The sequence below is a fragment of the Pseudomonas sp. MPFS genome (assembly GCF_022537035.1).
Classification (GTDB): domain Bacteria; phylum Pseudomonadota; class Gammaproteobacteria; order Pseudomonadales; family Pseudomonadaceae; genus Aquipseudomonas; species Aquipseudomonas sessilinigenes.
In genome coordinates, this window is record NZ_CP066123.1 from 6469001 (window position 1) to 6487024 (window position 18024).

Here is an 18024-nt window from a genome sequence, read left to right on the forward strand (position 1 = left end):
ACGCAGCTACTGGCGGCTGAACCCGATCCTGCCCTGCGCCATGTGCGCCGCATAGACCACCGGCGGCTCGCCCATGACCGGAGCGTGGTACTCCAGGAGGAATTCGGCCAGGGGCACTTCCAGATGCTGGCGCACGCTGCGGCGCAACGCACGGGCGCCGAACTGCCGGTCGAAACCGGCACGGGCCACATGGGCCAGCACCTGGGGCGTGGCCACCAGGCTGCAGCGGTGCTTCTCCAGGCGCCGGTTGAGCCGCTGCACCTCAAGCGCCACCAACTGCTCCACCAGGCCACGCTCGATCCAGTTGAAGGTAATGATGTTGTCGATACGGTTGACGAACTCCGGGGCGAAGGCCTTGAGCAAGCGAGCCCTGACCAGCTTCTCCACCGCCCGATGCCGTGAAGCCGCGGTGGAGGGCAACAACCAGCCCGGCCAGCCCTTGCGACGCTGGTCGTAGCCCTGGATCTCCCGGGCCGCGAGGTTGCTGGTCATGAAGATCAGGCTGTTGCGAAAACTGTAGCTGCGCTCGCCCGAGGCCACCGTGAGCATGCCGTTGTCCAGCACGTTGAGCAGGGCCTGGACCACCTGCGGGCTGGCCTTTTCCAGCTCGTCGAAGAGCACGATGCCGGGGCGCCCGAGGCTGCCGTCGAGCTTGTCCTGGTCGAACAGGGTGTTGCCCTCCTTCGCCCCCACGTAGCCGGGCGGCGCCCCGGTGAGCGCGGCGGCATAGTGCTCCTGGGACAGGGTGTTCATGTCGATGCGGCAAAAAGCATCGGCATCGCCATGCAGGGCCCGGGCCAGGGCCCGCACGATCTCGGTCTTGCCCACCCCGGTGGGGCCCAGGAACAACGCGGTGTAGAGCGGGCGGCGTGGATCGGTGATGTCTGCGCGCACCACCCGGAGCATGTCCTGGACACTGTGCAAGGCCTGGTCCTGGCCGAGGATCTCGGCGCGCAAACTGGCCATGATGGCCTCGATATCGAAACGGTAACGGCTGTGCAGCGCCGCCTGGCTGGCCAGGTGGGCCTGGGCCAGCGGCGCATCGGCGCGGTTCTCGCTGGCCAGGGCCTGGTCCTGGGCCTGGCGACGCTGCGACTGCTCCAGCATGTCGGTCAGGAAGGGCATGGGAATGACTCCATCTTGCGCAGGGAAGAAAAAGGACGCGGGCCGCCCGGCAGCAGCCCGCCGCTCAACCTGCAGCGCAGGTCAGGCCTCTTTCTCCAGCCCCTCGTAGGGCAGCCGCCCCACCGGGCACTGCGCAACGCCCGAGGTCGAGCGAGTGATCTTCTCGACGTTTTCCCGGGCCTTCTCGGCGTCGGTCACCCAGGTCTTGTAGAACTCGAAGGGGCACTCGGCCAGGCCACGATCGCCCTCGCCGGAGTTGTTCAAGCCGGTGTAGCCGCGATGGAGGATCTTGTACAGGTGGTTCTGCGACTGGTCGTTGGCCCGGGCATCGCGGATCTGCGAGATCGACAGCTGGGCGTACTGGATGCCCATTTCCTCCTCGCCGCATTCGCCGAGGGTACGGCCATCGAAGCCGATGATCGCCGAGTGGCCGAAGTAGGAATAGACGCCATCGAAGCCTGCGGCATTGGCCACCGCCACGTAGGTGTTGTTGGCCCAGGCCATGGCCTTGGCCATCAGCACCTGCTGCTCCTTGGCCGGGTACATGTAGCCCTGGCAGCGCACGATCAGCTCGGCGCCCTTCATCGCGCAATCGCGCCAGATCTCCGGGTAGTTGCCGTCGTCGCAGATGATCATGCTGATCTGCATGCCCTTGGGCCCTGTGCTGACGAAAGTCTGGCCGCCGGGGTACCAGCCCTCGATCGGGCACCAGGGGATGATCTTGCGGTACTTCTGGACCACCTCGCCCTTGTTGTCGATCAGCACCAGGGTGTTGTACGGCGCCTTGTTCGGGTGTTCTTCGTGGCGCTCGCCGGTCAGCGAGAACACCCCCCAGACGTTGGCCTTGCGACAAGCCCGGGCCAGCAGCTCGGTCTCGTCGCCGGGGATGGCGACCGCCGTCTCCATCATTTGTGCCGGGTCGTACATGATCCCCTGGAGGCTGTACTCGGGGAAAATCACCAGGTCCATGCCCGGCAGGCCCTGCTTCATGCCGACCACCATGTCGGCGATCTTCTGCGCGTTGGCCAGGACCTCGGCGCGGGTGTGCAGGCGTGGCATCTTGTAGTTCACCACTGCGACGCCAACGGTATCGTTGCTACTGGAAATATCGCCATGACGCATATCTGATACCTCTATTTTTATTTTTTGCGGACGAAAAAAAGCCCTCCCGGGGATAACCCCGGGAGAGCTCATTTGCTCTTTGGCATGTACGACCTGGATGGATCGGCGACATCGACGCTGATGCGCTTTTCCTGATGGGGCTTATCTAAGCGCCGCGCCAGAAACCTTGTCAAGCACCGCGCAACCCCCGGCGCGCCAGCAGGATCGGTCCATGCCCAAAAGAGCCCTCTAGCCCGGCACTTGCAGCGCCAGGCCTAGCGGGGATTTTTTTGTAAGCGACGACACGTCCCCGGCGAGGCGGTATCGGACAGGGTTCAGTCGAGGATCACATGGGGCAGGAAACGGCTGCTGTCCTTGGTGATCGGCGAATTGTCCTCGCGAATGCCGATCCCCGCCGGCCGGTCGCCGATCACCCAGCTACCGATCACGGTGTGGTTGCCGGCGAAGCTCGGCAACGGCTGGAACTGCTGGCGAATGCTCGGGCCCGCGCCGTAGGGCCCCGCCTCGCTCAACCGTTCGCCAGCGTTTGTGCGGATCTGCACATTGGCGCCCTCCCGGGAAAAGAACGGCTTGCGTACCCAGCCCGGTTGCAGGTCGCCGGCCGGCTGCTCGTCGATGAACGCCGGCAGCAGGTTCGGATGCCCCGGATGACGTTCCCAGAGCAGGGCCATGGCGCCCTTGTTGGAGAGGATCGCCTTCCATGGCGGCTCGACGAAGCCGGTGCGGCTAGCGGCGATGGCCCGGCCATAGTCTTCGTTGAACATCTGCTCCCACGGATAAAGCTTGAACAGGTTGTCGATGGGCGTGCCCAGCAGGTCGACGAAACGCCCGCCAGCATCGAGGCCGATGTCCTCGATATCGATCATCCGCGTGCGCAGGCCGGCCTGGCGGGCGATGTCGCGCAGGTATTCGACGGTGCCCCGGTCTTCCACCGAGCCACGGACCGAGGAGAAGTACAACGGCGAGCCGAAGCCACCCTGCACGAAGGCTTGCAGCAGCTTGTCCTCGATGCTGTTGAACTGGTCGCAACCCGCCGGCAGTTGGCCACACTGCATCTGCTGTTCGAGCCAGACGTACTGGAAGAAGCTCGCCTCGTACAGCGAGGTCGGGGTGTCGTAGTTGGTCTCCAGCAGCTTGGCCGGGCCGTGGCCGTCGTAGCACAGGTCCATGCGTCCATAGAGGTGCGGATCGCGGCGCTTCCACGAGCTGCGGACCAGCTCGTGGAACGCCTCGGGAATGGCCAGGCGCTGCAGCAGCTCTTCGCTCTCCACCACCTCGGCCACCAGCTCCATGCACAACTCATGCAGCGCCTGGGTCGGGTCCTCCAGGTGCTCCTCGATCTGCCGCAGGCTGAACTGGTAATAGGCCGACTCGTCCCAATAGGGCTCGCCATCGAAAGTGTGGAAGGCGAACCCCAGTCGCTGCGCCGTGGCCTGCCAGTCCGGGCGCGGCGTGCTGTGGACCCGCTTCAAGAACCGAACCCCCAGCTGCTGTGGCCGGAGCTGGAGCTGGAGCCGAAGCCGCCGCGACTGACCACCTCATGGGCACCGGAGAAGGAGCTGCCTGTGCTGGTGAAGTGCTCGGGGCTGGAGATAGCGAAACGTCCACTGCTGGCGCCGGGGAAGCGCTTGCCGCCCTCGACCTGCTGGGCGAGGGTCCTCAAGCGTTCACCGCCCTGGGCGTCACGCTCCTTGTACAGGCCTTCGGTGAAGTAGCGTGGCTCAGGCGTCGAGTCCAGGCCGATCCAGCGCCAGAAACTCGAACCCGAAGAGCTCGAACCGTGACCACCGCCGCCGCTGAACGAGCTGCTGCCGCCACTGGAGCCAGTGCTACTGGAGCTGCTGCTGGAACTATCGGTCGCCGCCTGCTGCTCGTCCTCTGGAGTAACCGGCACCGTGCGATCAGTGGTCAGGGCGAACCCGTAGAACATCGGCACATAGGCCCGGCCATCGCTGGAGAGGGTGCAAGCGCCCGGTAGGAAATCCGCCTCGCAACGCTTCAGGTCCCAATAACGCGGACCCTCCTCCTGGCCATATGCCCAGGCATCGTGACGGGCGTCCAGGCAGATATCCATGGGAACCTGCGCCTGGGCGCACTCCTCTGGGGTGCTGAAATGCTGGACCTGGCGCACGACCCGGGTCGCCTGGGGCTGGCCATCACAGGCCGCCAGGGCGAACGGCACGCTGCCCAGCAGTACCAGGCGCACGCTTCTACTGCGTTTCATCGCTGCGCCCTCAGGTCGATGGAGTCATGCAGGCCGCATTCAGCAGGCCGACACCGACGGAAACCGCAGCCACCAGGATCGCCGCGGCGTTCTCCTGGTCGACGATGCGCCGGGACAAGCCCTTGAGCGTCAGGCTTACGGCCAATAGCGCCAGCAACTGCACCACGGCGGCAATCACCGCCCAGAGCAGGAAGTCGATGATCGAGATGGAGTGGGAAATGGCGCTGGCCACCGGGATCGCGAAGCCCAGCAAGGCACCGGCCAGGGCGATGGCCGCCGCACTGTTGCCCTGGCGGATCAGGGCGAATTCGTTATGGGGCGTCAGGCGGGTGTAGATGAAGGCGTAGAGGGCGAAGACCAGGGCCGCGCCCAGCATGTAGAGGGTAAAACCAAGCACCGCATTGGCGGGCAGAGACATCTTCAGTGCATCCATGAACATCGCGTTCGGGCTTCCTTGGAAAACGGGGCGCGAGATATATCACAGGCCCGATTCGCCGAACACTGGAGGATTGGCCCCGGCGCGCTGGCACCGGGGCCCGTCGCCTTACTTGGCCACGCCCCAGATGCTGCTCAGGCTTTGCAGCAGCGAGCCGCCCACCCCTTGCTGGCCCAGGTACTGCAGGATCACCGGGGCGAATTGCCCGACCATGCCGCTGTCCATGCCCAGGGCGCCGAACGCATTGTTCAGGTCACTGGTGTTCTTGACGTTACCCAGGGCGTTGTCCAGCCCGGCGCTCTGGCCCGACGACTGGCCGAGCAGGCCGCCCAAGGCACCGAGGCTGCCCAGGGCATTGCTGCCCGACAGCTTGTCCAGGCCCGGCACGCTCTTGCTCAGTTGCGAGTAGTCGGAACCGCTCAGCTGGTTCTTCGCCAGGCCAAGCATGGCGCCGGTGCCGCCGATGGCTTGTTGGGGGGTGACATTGAGCTGCGAACCCAGGGCGCCGAGCAGGCCGGCGGTCTGCGAGGTCGGTGCCGCAGCGGCAGCCTTGTCGCCACCCTGCATGCTGGAAATGGCATTGGCCGCATCATTCAGGCTGAAACCGCCGGCAAAAGCCGAACCGGCTGCCAGGGTCATCAGGGTAGCCAGGGCGAAACCGCGTGGAATATTCATCGAAACAACCTCATGGGGCGAGAAACCACCCAGAATCGGGTGGCGGGAAAACAGCCGTTGGACTCATGGCGCAGACGAATGTTCCAAGCGACTTCAAGATCCATGGCTGCTTGAAATCTAGTCGAAAAAAGCTGCATCCAAGTGCCGGTGGTCTGCGTATACCCCACACGGGCAGAAATTGTCTGGCCGTACTCTCACAAGGATCACCATCATGAAGCGCCACTCGATCAAAGCCCCATTGATTGCCAGCCTGTTGAGCCTGACCTTGGGCACCGCCATGGGCCTGGCCAGCGTCCAGGCCGCCGAAATGAACCACGACACCGTCATGGTTGGCGGCCAGGCCATGCTGCCGACCAAGGACATCATCGACAATGCGGTCAATTCCGCCGATCACACCACCCTGGTAGCAGCGGTGAAAGCCGCCGGGCTGGTCCAGACCTTGAAGGGCAAAGGTCCGTTCACCGTGTTCGCCCCAGTCAATTCAGCCTTCGCCGCGCTTCCTGCCGGTACTGTCGACACCCTGCTCAAGCCAGAGAACAAGGCAGCCCTGACCCACGTGCTCACCTACCACGTGGTCGCCGGCAAGCTGGACATGATGGAGCTGTCCAAGCGGATCCAGGCGGGCGGCGGCAAGGCCGAACTGACCACCGTGTCCGGTGGCAAGCTGTGGCTGATGATGAATGGCCCGCACAACATCCAGATCAAGGATGAAAAAGGGGGTGTCGCCGACATCACCACCTATGACGTCAACCAGTCCAACGGCGTGATCCAGGTGATCGACAGGGTGCTCTTGCCCAAAGGCTGAGTCCCGAGTACCGGCCCCGTCCGTCGGGACCGGTACAGCCATGAGGTGGACGAAGGTGAATGGAACAACGACCGACCCTGGACTAACCTCAGGCTGCATGCCCTGTCGTCGGTCGTCATTTGCCCTCTTCCCGCTTGTCTGGAGAACCGCTATTTCCAGCCTCGATCCTGATCCTCTCAGACACTTGCTGGCCCAGTGTTCACTGGGAGACCGCCACGCTTTCGAGACGCTGTACCACAGCGTTGCTCCGCGCCTGCATGGCATTGCGCTGCACTTCATGGGGCGGCGGGACCTGGCCGAGGAGGTTCTTCAGGAAAGCTTCGTACGCATCTGGAACAACGCCACCCACTATCAGCCGCACCTGTCGGCCCCCATGACCTGGATGATCAACATCACTCGCAACCAGGCCATCGACCAGCTGCGTAAACAACGTGAACGCCCCTTGCAGGATCACGAAGAACAACAGTTGCTGGACGAGACGGCCTCGGCCCTCGACCAACTGGACAGTGCCCGACAAGCCAAGGCCCTGAACCGCTGCCTGGAAAGCCTAGAGGGGATGCAGCGCCAGTCCATTACCGTGGCCTATTTCCGGGGCCTGTCCAGCTCGGAGCTGGCCGAGTACCTGGCTGCGCCCCTGGGCTCGGTGAAGTCCTGGATTCGCCGTGGCATGGAACGCCTGCGCCGGTGCCTGGAATCATGAACTACCAAACCCCTGAGCGACGCCGTGCCCTGGCTGGCGACTACGCCATCGGCCTGATGCGGGGCGCTGCCCGGCGGCGTTTCGAAACGCTGTTGCTGGACGATCCTGCACTGCGCCAAGAGCTGGCGCAATGGCAGGAGAGCCTGGGCGCGCTAACGGACGCCTTACCGGAGAAGGATGTGCCGGAGCGTGTGTGGCACAACATCCAGGCACGCATCGAACCACAAGTGCTGCACCTGCCGAAAAAGAATCCATTGTGGATGCGCCTGCGCCTGGCTCTTGCCGCCTGTGCCGTGCTGGCAACCTTGTACATCGGCTTTATCCAGCAGCACGACCAGGTACGCTACAGCGCCACGTTGCTCAGTGCCGAGCAGCAACCGGCATTGCGCATCCTGGCCCACGCCCAGTACCTGCAAGTCGAGCCTTTGGCCCTCCCGGCGCTGGGTCTGGATCGTAGCCTGGAGCTGTGGGCGATTACCGCCGACGGCAAGCCAATCTCCCTTGGCGTGGTGCCGGTCGGAGGCAAGGGCAGGATCAACCTGAGCCAAGCCCAGCGCACTCTGCTGGGCGCGCCGATTGCCCTGGCCGTGAGCCTTGAGCCCTCCGGTGGCTCGCCGACCGGGCAACCGACTGGACCGGTGCTGTACCAGGGGCAGTTGGCAGCGCTCTGACGTGCCCCTGTACCGGCAGGGCCCCTTGTTGCATCCGGCTTGCCAGCAAAACGGCGCACGGTACACTTCGCACGCCAAAACCAGGGCCATGGTTCCATGTGCCTGGTTCCAGACTGGCCAACGCCGCACGGAAGCGCCCAATGAAACCCATGCTCTATTGCTGCACCCTGCTAGCCCTCACGGCATGCGTGGCCATCTGGCGCATCGGCACCCCGGTCGATAGCGCCTCATGCCCGGGGTCGCCCGTGGCCTCCGGCCCCTTGAGCGGCTTCATCGACCAGCATATCAACGACAGCCAGGGCGCCGACTGGCGAGACGACGGCGGCCCCTTGGGCATTCTTCAAGACCCGGCGGCCCAGGCGATCGTCCAGCATCCCGAGGCCTATTACTGCGAAGCGCTGGCGCTGCTGGCCGATCCGCAGCGCAGCGAGACGCAAAAGGTGCATGCCACGGCCTTGATGCTCTCGCTGCCCATCGATCACTACCTGGGCTGGATGGACGCCACCCACGGGCTGTACCAGCGCGGCGCCATCGACCAGGCCGTCATGCAGCTTGTGGTGTTCCCAAGGAGTACGGCGCTCGACTATTGGTGGCTGCCGCAATGGCGTTCGCGTTTCCAGCGCGATGCGCCGGGCTTGTATGACCCGGCCTTCGTCAGCCAGGCGCTCAACGGACAACACTGGTCCAGCTATCCCGGCCAAGGCTATTGATCCTGTGGCCGGAATGAACTGGCGACAACCTCGCTTCGTGTAGCCGCTGCCGCAGGCTGCGCACGGGCCGCCAGGCCTGAGTCCAGGGTGTGACTGATGCAACGCGGGGGATGGTTGGCGGGCGCTGCGCACTCGTACGCAGCCTCGCTGGTGCTCGACAGCGGCGACAGGGTTCGGCAACGACAAAGGGCGACCGAGGGTCGCCCTTTTTCGCTATCGCAGGGTTCAGGCGGCGCTGAACAGCTTGTGCGGATCGATGACGAATTTCTTCGGCACGCCGGCATCGAACTCGCCGTAGCCACGTGGCGCGTCGTCGAGGCTGATGACCTGCACGCCCACCACTTCGGCGATGTTGATCCGGTCCCACATGATGGCTTGCATCAACTGGCGGTTGTACTTCATCACCGGGGTCTGGCCGGTATGGAAGCTATGGGACTTGGCCCAGCCCAGGCCGAAGCGAATGCTCAGGCTGCCCAGCTTGGCGGCGGCATCCACCGCGCCCGGATCTTCGGTGACGTACAGCCCGGGAATACCGATCTTGCCCGCGACCCGCACCACGCCCATCAGCGAGTTGAGCACGGTGGCCGGGGCTTCGTGCTGGGCACCGGCATGGCCATGGCCACGGGCTTCGAAGCCCACCGCATCCACCGCGCAATCCACTTCCGGCTCGCCCAGCAAGGCGGCGATCTGCTCGTGCAGCGGGGTGTCCTTGGACAGGTCGGCGATCTCGAAACCCTGGGCCTTGGCATGGGCCAGGCGCACTGGGTTGACGTCACCGACGATCACCACTGCCGCTCCCAGCAGGCGCGCGGAAGCCGCCGCTGCCAGGCCCACCGGGCCAGCACCGGCCACATACACAGTGCTACCGGGGCCGACACCGGCGGTCACCGCGCCGTGGTAGCCGGTAGGCAGGATGTCGGACAGGCAGGTCAGGTCGCGGATCTTCTCCATGGCCTTGTCGCGGTCCGGCAGCTTCAGCAGGTTGAAGTCGGCATAAGGCACCAGTACGTACTCGGCCTGGCCACCGGTCCAGTCGCCCATGTCGACGTAGCCATAGGCACCGCCGGCGCGGGCCGGGTTGACGGTCAGGCAGACCCCTGTGTGCTGCTCCTTGCAGGAACGGCAGCGCCCGCAAGCCACGTTGAACGGCACAGAGACCAGGTCGCCGATCTTCAGGTTCTCGACATCGCTGCCCTTCTCGATCACCTCGCCGGTGATCTCATGGCCCAGCACCAGGCCGACCTGGGCAGTGGTGCGGCCACGGACCATGTGCTGGTCCGAACCGCAGATGTTGGTGGAAACCACGCGCAGGATGACACCGTGCTCGATCTTCCTGCCGCGTGGGTCCTGCATTTTCGGATAGTCGATCTTCTGTACCTCGACCTTGCCGCTGCCCAGATACACCACACCACGATTACCAGACATGTCATTCACCTCGCTGTTGTTGTTATGAAGAGAGTGGAACCAGCTTCGAACGGCAAGCTACAAGCCGCAAGAAGTATGCGGACCGCTTTTTCTTGCGGCTTGGAGCTTGCAGCTTGCCACTAAAGAACAACCGTGCGATTGCCGTTGAGGAACACCCGGCGCTCGATGTGGTAACCCACCGCCCGGGCCAGGGTCAGGCATTCGATATCGCGGCCCTTGGCGATCAGGTCCTCGGGGTAGTAGCTGTGGTCCACCACTTCCACGCCCTGGGCGATGATCGGGCCCTCGTCCAGGTCGTTGTTGATGTAGTGGGCGGTGGCCCCCACCAGCTTCACGCCCTTGTTGTAGGCCTGGTGGTAGGGCTTGGCACCCTTGAACCCCGGCAGCAGCGAGTGGTGGATGTTGATCGCCTTGCCGTCGAGCTTGCGGCACAGGTCCGGCGACAGCACCTGCATGTAGCGGGCGAGGATCACCAGCTCGGCGCCGGACGCCTCGATCACCTGCCACACCTGGCGCTCCTGGCCCGGCTTGTCGTTGGGATCGAGGGGGAAATGGTGGTAGGGAATCTGGTGCCAGTCGGCCAGGGGCTTGAGGTCCGGGTGGTTGGACACCACCGCCACCACGTCCATGGGCAACTGGCCGATGCGCTGGCGATAGAGCAGGTCGTTGAGGCAGTGATCGGCCTTGGAGACCATGATCACCACCTTTGGCCGGTCATGCGGGGCCGTCAGCTCGAAGTTCATCTCGAAGGCCCTGGCGCGCTCGGCCAGGCCCTCACGAAAGCCCTCCTCGTCGAGGCCATCGGGCTGGCGGAACTCCACGCGAATGAAGAACCGCCCCGAGAGCCGGTCGTCGAAGGAGTGGTGCTCGGTGACGTAGCAGCCCTGCTCGAACAGGAAGCGGGTCACCGCGTCCACCGTGCCGAGCACGCTGGGGCAGTCGGCGGTCAAGATCCATGTGTCGGGGGCGCGGCTCATGCTGGACAACTCCTGTTCTTGATAGGCAACCGCTACGCGGTCGAATCGCGGGCAAGCCTGGCTCCTACAATCCTGGCGCAGGCGCGAGGCATGCTGGCGACAAGGGTTCAGGCCTGAACGCTGAGGCCGTATTCGGCCGCGGCATCCTGCAACCACAGCCACCAGTAGTCGGAGAAGCTGCGGCGCACCAGCAGCTCCCAGGTTTCCTCGCCGGTACGGCGGATCACCAGCTGCGACTTGGCGAACACCGTGCCCACCGCCTTGCCCACCGGGAAGTTGCTGGGGTGCACGTCGTAACTGGTGGATTTCATCAGCACCCGGCGCACATCGGGGCCGGACAGCTCGAGGATCTGCTGGCCACCGCTGACGTTGACGATCTGGATATGCAACTCGCCCAGGGCCTCGCGCAGCTTCTGCTCGGCAGCGAACTCCTCGCCACCGGGCACGATCAACAGCCACTCGTCCGGCCCCAGCCATTGCAGGCTGGTCTCGCCCTTGCTCACCAGGGTCAAGGCGGCCGGCAGTTCCAGGCCCAGGGCCTTGTGCACCCCCGCGGCGAAGGCCGGGTCATGGCCATCGCCACGCAGGGTCAGGTGACCGAGGAGTTTTTTCTCGCGCAGGATCACCCCGGCGTTCTTGCGGCCCTTGCCCACCAGGCTCGGCAGGTCGGCGTGGTGCAATGGCGATTGCGCCTTGGCTTCGTCGTTCGGGCGCTGTTGGTAAACGTTGACTGCGGTCATAGAGCACCTGTCTTCAAATTCTTGCATCACACCCGTAGGAGCGGAGCTTGCCAGCGATGAGCACAACGCGCTCTGGCTGAGGCGCCGCGCCTATCGTTTCGCGGGCAAGCCTCGCTCCTACGGGATCTGGTTAGACGTTCTGCCGATCGCCCTTGGGATCGAAGAACACCGAAGAAACGATTTCCGCCTCGATCACCCGGCCATCGGCCAGGGGCGCGAAGACCCGCTCGCCCAAGCGCTTGAGGCCACCCTTGACCACCGCCAGGGCGAAGGAATACCCCAGGGAGTTGTGGGCGTAGCTGGAAGTCACGTGACCGACCATGCTCATGGGGATCGCCTGCTTGGGGTTGAACACCAGCTGCGCGCCCTCGGGCAGCCACTGGGTCGGGTCCAGCGGCTTGAGGCCCACCAGTTGCTTGCGTTCCTCGCGCACGCAGTCCTCGCGGTTCATCCCGCGCCAGCCGATCCACGAGAACGGCTTGGTACGGCCCACGCACCAGCCCATGTTCAGGTCGTCCGGGGTCATGGAGCCGTCGGTGTCCTGGCCGACGATGATGAAACCCTTCTCGGCCCGCAGCACGTGCATGGTCTCGGTGCCGTAAGGGGTCAGGTTGTACTTCTTGCCCGCCTCGACGATCTGCTCCAGCACGCCCATGGCGTAGTTGGCCTGGACGTTGACCTCATAGGACAGCTCGCCAGTGAACGAAATCCGGAACACCCGGGCCGGCACGCCGCCCACCAGGCCTTCCTTCCAGGTCATGAACGGGAAACCGTCCTTGTCCAGGTCGATGTCGGTCACTTCGCTGAGCAGCTTGCGGCTGTTGGGGCCGGACAAGGTCAGGGTGGCCCAGTGGTCGGTGACCGAGGTGAAGTACACCTTCAGGTCCGGCCATTCGGTCTGCTGGTAGATCTCCAGCCATTGCAGCACCCGGGCCGCGCCACCGGTGGTGGTGGTCATCAGGAAGTGGTTGTCGGCCAGGCAGGCGGTGACGCCGTCGTCGAAGACCATGCCGTCTTCCTTGCACATCAGGCCGTAGCGGGCCTTGCCCACGTCGAGCTTGGTCCAGGCATTGGTGTAGATGCGGTTGAGGAACTCACGGGCATCCGGCCCCTGGATATCGATCTTGCCCAGGGTCGAGGCGTCCAGCAGGCCGACGCTGTCGCGCACGGCCTGGCATTCACGCTTCACCGCGGCATGCAGGTCTTCGCCGTTCTTCGGGAAGTACCAGGGACGCTTCCACTGGCCGACGTCCTCGAACTCGGCGCCGTTCTGCACATGCCAGGCATGCAGCGCGGTAAAGCGCACCGGCTCGAAGATATGCCCGCAATGACGACCGGCCACGGCGCCAAAGGTGATCGGCGTGTAGTTCGGGCGGAACATCGTGGTGCCCATCTGCGGGATGCTGACGTTCAGCGAACGGGCGGCGATGGCCAGGCCGTTGACGTTGCCCAGCTTGCCCTGGTCGGTACCGAAGCCCAGGGCGGTGTAGCGCTTGACGTGCTCCACCGACTCGAAGCCCTCGCGGGTCGCCAGTTCGATGGCGGCAGCGGTGACGTCGTTCTGCAGGTCGACGAACTGCTTGGGCGCCCGTGCGGTGCCTTTTTCATGGGGCACCTGGAACAGCGCCAGGGTGGGCTCTTCATGCCGGGCCAGGGCCTTGGGCAACACACCCTCGACTACCTGGAACCCAGCCTCGCTGGCCGCGCGCACGCCGCCTTCGAAACCATCGGCCAGGGAGTCGCCCAGGCTGTAGACACCATTGATGCCGCCCACGCACACGCGTTTCTGCGGCGCTTCGCCCGGCACGAAACCGAGGATATCTTCGCGCCATACCGGCTTGCCGCCCAGGTGCGAAGCCAGGTGCACCACCGGGCTGTAGCCGCCGGAGCTGGCGATCAGGTCGCAGTCGAGCCACTCGCCGGGGCTGGTGACCTTGTGCGCCTTGACGTCGATGGCCGCCACCCGGGCGCCGGTCACGTGCTTGCTGCCGCGGGCCTCGATCACCGCGCTGGACGTCAGGATACGAATGCCCTTGGCCCGTGCTTCCTCCACCAGGGCTCCACGGGGGTTGTGCCGGGCATCGGCGATGGCCACCACTTGCAGGCTGGCGTCGAGCCAGTCCAGGGCCACGCGATAGGCATGGTCGTTGTTGGTGGACAGCACCAGCTTCTTGCCCGGGGCCACGCCGTAGCGGCGCACGTAGGTGGACACCGCGCCCGCGAGCATGTTGCCCGGTACGTCGTTGTTGCCGTATACCAGCGGCCGCTCGTGGGCGCCGGTGGCCAGCACCACACGCTTGGCCCGCACCCGGTGGATGCGCTGGCGCACCTGGCCGATGGGCGCACGGTCCCCCAGGTGGTCGGTGAGGCGTTCGTGAATGGTCAGGAAGTTGTGGTCGTGATAGCCGTTGACCGTGGCCCGTGGCAGCAGGATCACTTCCGGCAGGGCCTTGAGCTCGGCCAGGGCGCTGGCCACCCACTCGGCGGCAGGCTTGCCGTCCAGGCTCTCGCGGCTGTCCAGCAGGCTGCCGCCGAACTCTTCCTGCTCATCGGCGAGGATCACCCGCGCACCGCTGCGAGCGGCGGCCAGGGCGGCGGCCAGGCCCGCAGGCCCGGCACCGACCACCAGCACGTCGCAGTGGTGGTTCATGTTGTCGTAGCTGTCCGGATCGTTCTCGGTGGGCGAGCGGCCCAGGCCTGCGGCCTTGCGGATGTACTTCTCGTAGGTCATCCAGAACGACTGCGGATACATGAAGGTCTTGTAGTAGAAGCCCGGCGGCATCAGCTTGCCGCCGACCTTGCCGAGAATCCCCATCATGTCGTTGTTGACGCTGGGCCAGCCGTTGGTGCTGGTGGCCACCAGGCCCTGGTACAGCGCCTGCTGGGTGGCCCGCACGTTGGGGACCTGGGTCGCTTCGGTGGCGCCGATCTGCAGCACCGCATTGGGCTCCTCGCAACCGGCGGCGAAGATGCCCCGGGGCCGCGAGTACTTGAAGCTGCGGCCGATGATATCGACCCCATTGGCCAGCAGCGCCGAGGCCAGGGTGTCGCCCTCGAAGCCCTTGTAGCTCTGGCCGTTGAAGGTGAAGGTCAGGACCTTGTTGCGGTCGATGCGTCCGCCGTTGGACAGGCGATTGGTCTGGCTCATACCTTCTCTCCCGCAGCCTTGGCGGTGAATTGCGGCTTGGTACCGATCTTGTAGGTTTCGAGAATTTCGTAGGTCACGGTGTCGCGGGTGGCATTGAAGTACTGGCGGCACCCGGCGGCATGGATCCACAGCTCGTGGTGCAGGCCACGGGGGTTGTCACGGAAGAACATGTAGTCGCCCCACTGCTCGTCGGTGCAGGCATTGGGGTCCAGCGGCCGAGGGATATGGGCCTGGCCGGACGAATGGAATTCCTCTTCGGAGCGCAGCTCGCCGCAGTGAGGACAGAAGATGTGCAACATGGAGTTTCTCCTCTAAAGCGCCGTGAAAACGTAGCGAGCGAAGGCAAGACAAGGCAAAAACAGGGGAGAAAGCGGAGCTTAGTTTACTAAGTGAGCATTTCGAGCCTGTTTTTAACGCGGTATTGCCGAGCGCAGTAGTTTTCACGGGGCCTTTAGTTAGTGGGCGACGGCCGCAGCGCCATGTTCGTCAATGAGGGCGCCGTTGTGGAAACGGTCGATGGAGAACGGCGCGGCCAACGGGTGCATCTCGCCCTTGGCCAGGCTGGCGGCAAAGACGTTGCCCGAGCCCGGGGTGGCCTTGAAGCCGCCGGTACCCCAGCCGCAGTTGAAGAACATGTTCGGCACCGGGGTCTTGGAAATGATCGGGCAGGCATCCGGGCTGGTATCGACGATGCCGCCCCACTGGCGGTTCATGCGCACCCGGGAAAGGATCGGGAACATCTCGACGATGGCCTGGATGGTGTGCTCGATCACCGGATAGGAACCGCGCTGGCCATAACCGACCCAACCGTCGATGCCGGCGCCGATCACCAGGTCGCCCTTGTCGGACTGGCTGATGTAGCCGTGCACCGCGTTGGACATGATCACGCTGTCGATGATCGGCTTGATCGGCTCCGATACCAGCGCTTGCAGCGGGTGCGACTCGATCGGCAGGCGAAAGCCCGCCAGCTTGGCCATGTGCCCGGAGTTACCGGCGGTGACCACGCCCACGCGCTTGGCCCCGATGAAGCCCTTGGTGGTCTCGACGCCGATGCAGGCGCCGTTTTCCTTGCGAAAGCCGATCACTTCGGTCTGCTGGATCAGGTCCACGCCCAGGGCGTCGGCGGCCCGGGCGAAACCCCAGGCCACGGCATCGTGACGGGCCACGCCGCCACGGCGCTGGACGGTAGCGCCGAGGATCGGATAACGGGTGTTCTTCGAGCAGTCCAGGTAGGGAATCTCGTCCGCCACCTGCTGGGTGTTGAGCAGCTCGCCATCGATGCCGTTGAGGCGGTTGGCGCTGACCCGACGCTCGGAATCACGAATGTCCTGCAGGGTGTGGCACAGGTTGTAGACCCCGCGCTGGGAGAACATCACGTTGTAGTTCAGGTCCTGGGACAGGCCTTCCCAGAGCTTCATCGCATGCTCGTAGAGCTGCGCCGACTCGTCCCACAGGTAGTTGGAACGCACGATGGTGGTGTTGCGCGCGGTGTTGCCGCCGCCCAGCCAGCCCTTCTCCACCACCGCGACGTTGGTGATGCCGTGTTCCTTGGCCAGGTAATAGGCCGTGGCCAGGCCATGGCCGCCACCGCCGACGATGACCACGTCGTAGACCTTCTTCGGGGTCGGCGTGCGCCACATGCGCTGCCAGTTTTCATGGTGGCTCAGAGAGTGCTTGAAGAGGCCGAAGCCCGAGTAGCGTTGCATAGTCATTGCTCCAATGGCGGCTCTCAGCGGTAGACCGGGAAATCGGCGCACAGGGTCGTCACCTGGCGGGCGACATTGGCCTCGACATCGGCATCGCCGAGGTGATCGAGGATGTCGCAGATCCAGCCGGCCAGCTCGGTGCACTGGGCGACCTTGAAGCCACGGGTGGTGACCGCCGGGGTACCGATGCGCAGGCCGGAGGTGACGAACGGCGACTGCGGGTCGTTGGGCACGGCGTTCTTGTTCACGGTGATATGGGCGCGGCCCAGGGCGGCATCGGCATCCTTGCCGGTCAGGCCCTGGCGGATCAGGCTGACCAGGAACAGATGGTTATCGGTGCCGCCGGACACTACATCGTAGCCACGTTTGATGAACACGCCGGCCATGGCCTGGGCGTTGTCGATCACCTGCTTCTGGTAGGCCTTGAAGCCAGGCTCCAGGGCCTCCTTGAAGCACACCGCCTTGGCCGCGATCACATGCATCAGCGGGCCGCCCTGGGCGCCGGGGAACACCGCGGCGTTGAGCTTCTTCTCGATCTCCTCGTTGGCCCTGGCCAGGATCAGCCCGCCACGGGGACCGCGCAGGGTCTTGTGGGTGGTGGTGGTGACCACGTCGGCGAACGGGATCGGGTTGGGGTACAAGCCGGCCGCCACCAGCCCGGCAACGTGGGCCATGTCGACGAACAGCAGCGCCCCGACCTTGTCGGCGATCTGCCGGAAGCGCGGGAAGTCCAGGGTCTTGGAATAGGCCGAGAAGCCGGCGACGATCATCTTCGGCTGGTGCTCCACGGCCAGGCGCTCGACCTCGTCGTAGTCGATCAGCCCGGTGTTGGTGTCGATCCCGTATTGCACTGCGTTGTACAGCTTGCCCGAGGACGACACCTTGGCCCCGTGGGTCAAGTGCCCGCCGTGGGCCAGGCTCATGCCGAGAATGGTGTCGCCAGCCTGCAGCAAGGCCAGGTACACGGCGCTGTTGGCCGACGAACCGGAATGCGGCTGGACGTTGGCGTAGTCGGCGCCGAACAACTGCTTGGCCCGCTCGATGGCCAGGGCCTCGACCTTGTCCACATGCTCGCAACCGCCGTAGTAGCGCTTGCCCGGATACCCTTCGGCGTACTTGTTGGTCAAGCCGCTGCCCTGGGCCTGCATCACTCGCTTGCTGGTGTAGTTCTCCGACGCAATCAGCTCGATGTGGTCTTCCTGGCGCTGCTCCTCGGCATTGATCGCCACCAGCAGTGCATCGTCGTAGCCCTGGATCTGGTCTTGCTTGCTGAACATCACGTCTCTCCCAGCGGCGGCGCTGCGCCTTTCGTCTCGGTGAGGCCAGCCCTGAAGCTGCGCCCTTTGGATGCGATGGTATGACCGCCACGCAGAGCCCAGATGCCTATGGACGCCACGCAAAGATGCGTTTACGACATACCCCGACGCCCACAGACAAATGCACCGGACAAAGGCTCTAGCCCCAGCCTCCCACCCCCACACCCCACGGCCACTACGCGCCCGTACGCAGCCTTCGGCAGCGGCTACACGAAGCGATGCCAAACACGCACACCCCACCCGC

17 protein-coding genes are annotated in these 18024 nt (G+C 64.7%); 4 read left to right on the top strand and 13 right to left on the bottom strand.

The window, feature by feature from the left end; genetic code table 11:
- Positions 1-6: 6 nt before the first annotated feature.
- The 6 genes from I9018_RS29765 to I9018_RS29795 all read right to left on the bottom strand — a co-directional run bounded on the left by I9018_RS29765 (position 7) and on the right by I9018_RS29795 (position 5582).
- The gene (locus I9018_RS29765; protein WP_241108183.1) at positions 7-1125 is read right to left on the bottom strand and encodes an AAA family ATPase; all 1119 of its coding nucleotides are present in this window, start codon (positions 1123-1125) and stop codon (positions 7-9) included.
- An 81-nt stretch (positions 1126-1206) separates the two neighbouring features.
- A complete protein-coding gene (locus I9018_RS29770; RefSeq protein WP_068575710.1) occupies positions 1207-2247 on the bottom strand; it encodes an aliphatic amidase in 1041 nt (346 codons plus the stop codon).
- A gap of 314 nt (positions 2248-2561) precedes the next feature.
- A complete protein-coding gene (locus tag I9018_RS29775; protein ID WP_241108184.1) occupies positions 2562-3719 on the bottom strand; it encodes a glutathionylspermidine synthase family protein in 1158 nt (385 codons plus the stop codon).
- Positions 3716-4471, bottom strand: a complete 756-nt coding sequence (locus I9018_RS32765; RefSeq protein WP_277398081.1) for a DUF1190 domain-containing protein — start codon at positions 4469-4471, stop codon at positions 3716-3718. The genes I9018_RS29775 and I9018_RS32765 overlap by 4 nt, the downstream gene beginning before the upstream one ends.
- A gap of 10 nt (positions 4472-4481) precedes the next feature.
- Entirely contained in the window at positions 4482-4910 is a 429-nt protein-coding gene (locus I9018_RS29790) for a DUF350 domain-containing protein (RefSeq protein ID WP_241108185.1), read from the bottom strand.
- A gap of 105 nt (positions 4911-5015) precedes the next feature.
- Positions 5016-5582, bottom strand: a complete 567-nt coding sequence (locus I9018_RS29795; RefSeq protein ID WP_241108186.1) for a DUF2780 domain-containing protein — start codon at positions 5580-5582, stop codon at positions 5016-5018.
- A 211-nt stretch (positions 5583-5793) separates the two neighbouring features.
- Between I9018_RS29795 and I9018_RS29800 the strand changes: the two genes are divergently transcribed.
- The 4 genes from I9018_RS29800 to I9018_RS29815 all read left to right on the top strand — a co-directional run bounded on the left by I9018_RS29800 (position 5794) and on the right by I9018_RS29815 (position 8468).
- A complete protein-coding gene (locus I9018_RS29800) occupies positions 5794-6387 on the top strand; it encodes a fasciclin domain-containing protein (RefSeq protein WP_083235772.1) in 594 nt (197 codons plus the stop codon).
- 97 nt (positions 6388-6484) lie between these two features.
- Positions 6485-7087 (top strand): sigma-70 family RNA polymerase sigma factor, encoded by a 603-nt coding sequence (locus I9018_RS29805; RefSeq protein WP_177409184.1) that lies wholly within the window; start codon positions 6485-6487, stop codon positions 7085-7087.
- On the top strand, positions 7084-7758 hold the full coding sequence (locus tag I9018_RS29810) for an anti-sigma factor (protein ID WP_241108187.1): 675 nt from the start codon (positions 7084-7086) through the stop codon (positions 7756-7758). The genes I9018_RS29805 and I9018_RS29810 overlap by 4 nt, the downstream gene beginning before the upstream one ends.
- Positions 7759-7898: 140 nt before the next feature.
- Complete coding sequence (locus I9018_RS29815; protein ID WP_241108188.1) at positions 7899-8468, top strand: hypothetical protein; 570 nt, start codon at positions 7899-7901, stop codon at positions 8466-8468.
- A 225-nt stretch (positions 8469-8693) separates the two neighbouring features.
- Here I9018_RS29815 and fdhA read toward each other — a convergent pair whose 3' ends face one another.
- The 7 genes from fdhA to I9018_RS29850 form a co-directional block, all read right to left on the bottom strand.
- The gene (gene fdhA / locus I9018_RS29820; RefSeq protein ID WP_031320644.1) at positions 8694-9893 is read right to left on the bottom strand and encodes a formaldehyde dehydrogenase, glutathione-independent; all 1200 of its coding nucleotides are present in this window, start codon (positions 9891-9893) and stop codon (positions 8694-8696) included.
- Between the two features lie 119 nt (positions 9894-10012).
- A complete protein-coding gene (gene purU, locus I9018_RS29825; protein WP_241108189.1) occupies positions 10013-10870 on the bottom strand; it encodes a formyltetrahydrofolate deformylase in 858 nt (285 codons plus the stop codon).
- A gap of 107 nt (positions 10871-10977) precedes the next feature.
- Entirely contained in the window at positions 10978-11610 is a 633-nt protein-coding gene (gene soxG / locus I9018_RS29830; RefSeq protein ID WP_068583186.1) for a sarcosine oxidase subunit gamma family protein, read from the bottom strand.
- 130 nt (positions 11611-11740) lie between these two features.
- Positions 11741-14758 carry a sarcosine oxidase subunit alpha gene (locus I9018_RS29835; RefSeq protein ID WP_241108190.1) on the bottom strand — a complete coding sequence of 1006 codons (3018 nt, stop codon included), beginning with the start codon at positions 14756-14758 and terminating at the stop codon, positions 11741-11743.
- A complete protein-coding gene (locus tag I9018_RS29840) occupies positions 14755-15057 on the bottom strand; it encodes a sarcosine oxidase subunit delta (protein WP_022641500.1) in 303 nt (100 codons plus the stop codon). Before I9018_RS29840 ends, I9018_RS29835 begins: the two co-directional genes overlap by 4 nt.
- Before the next feature lie 156 nt (positions 15058-15213).
- Positions 15214-16464 carry a sarcosine oxidase subunit beta gene (locus tag I9018_RS29845; protein ID WP_022641501.1) on the bottom strand — a complete coding sequence of 417 codons (1251 nt, stop codon included), beginning with the start codon at positions 16462-16464 and terminating at the stop codon, positions 15214-15216.
- 23 nt (positions 16465-16487) lie between these two features.
- Positions 16488-17741, bottom strand: coding sequence for a serine hydroxymethyltransferase (locus I9018_RS29850; protein WP_241108191.1), 1254 nt, complete (start codon positions 17739-17741; stop codon positions 16488-16490).
- Between the last annotated feature and the right edge of the window lie 283 nt (positions 17742-18024).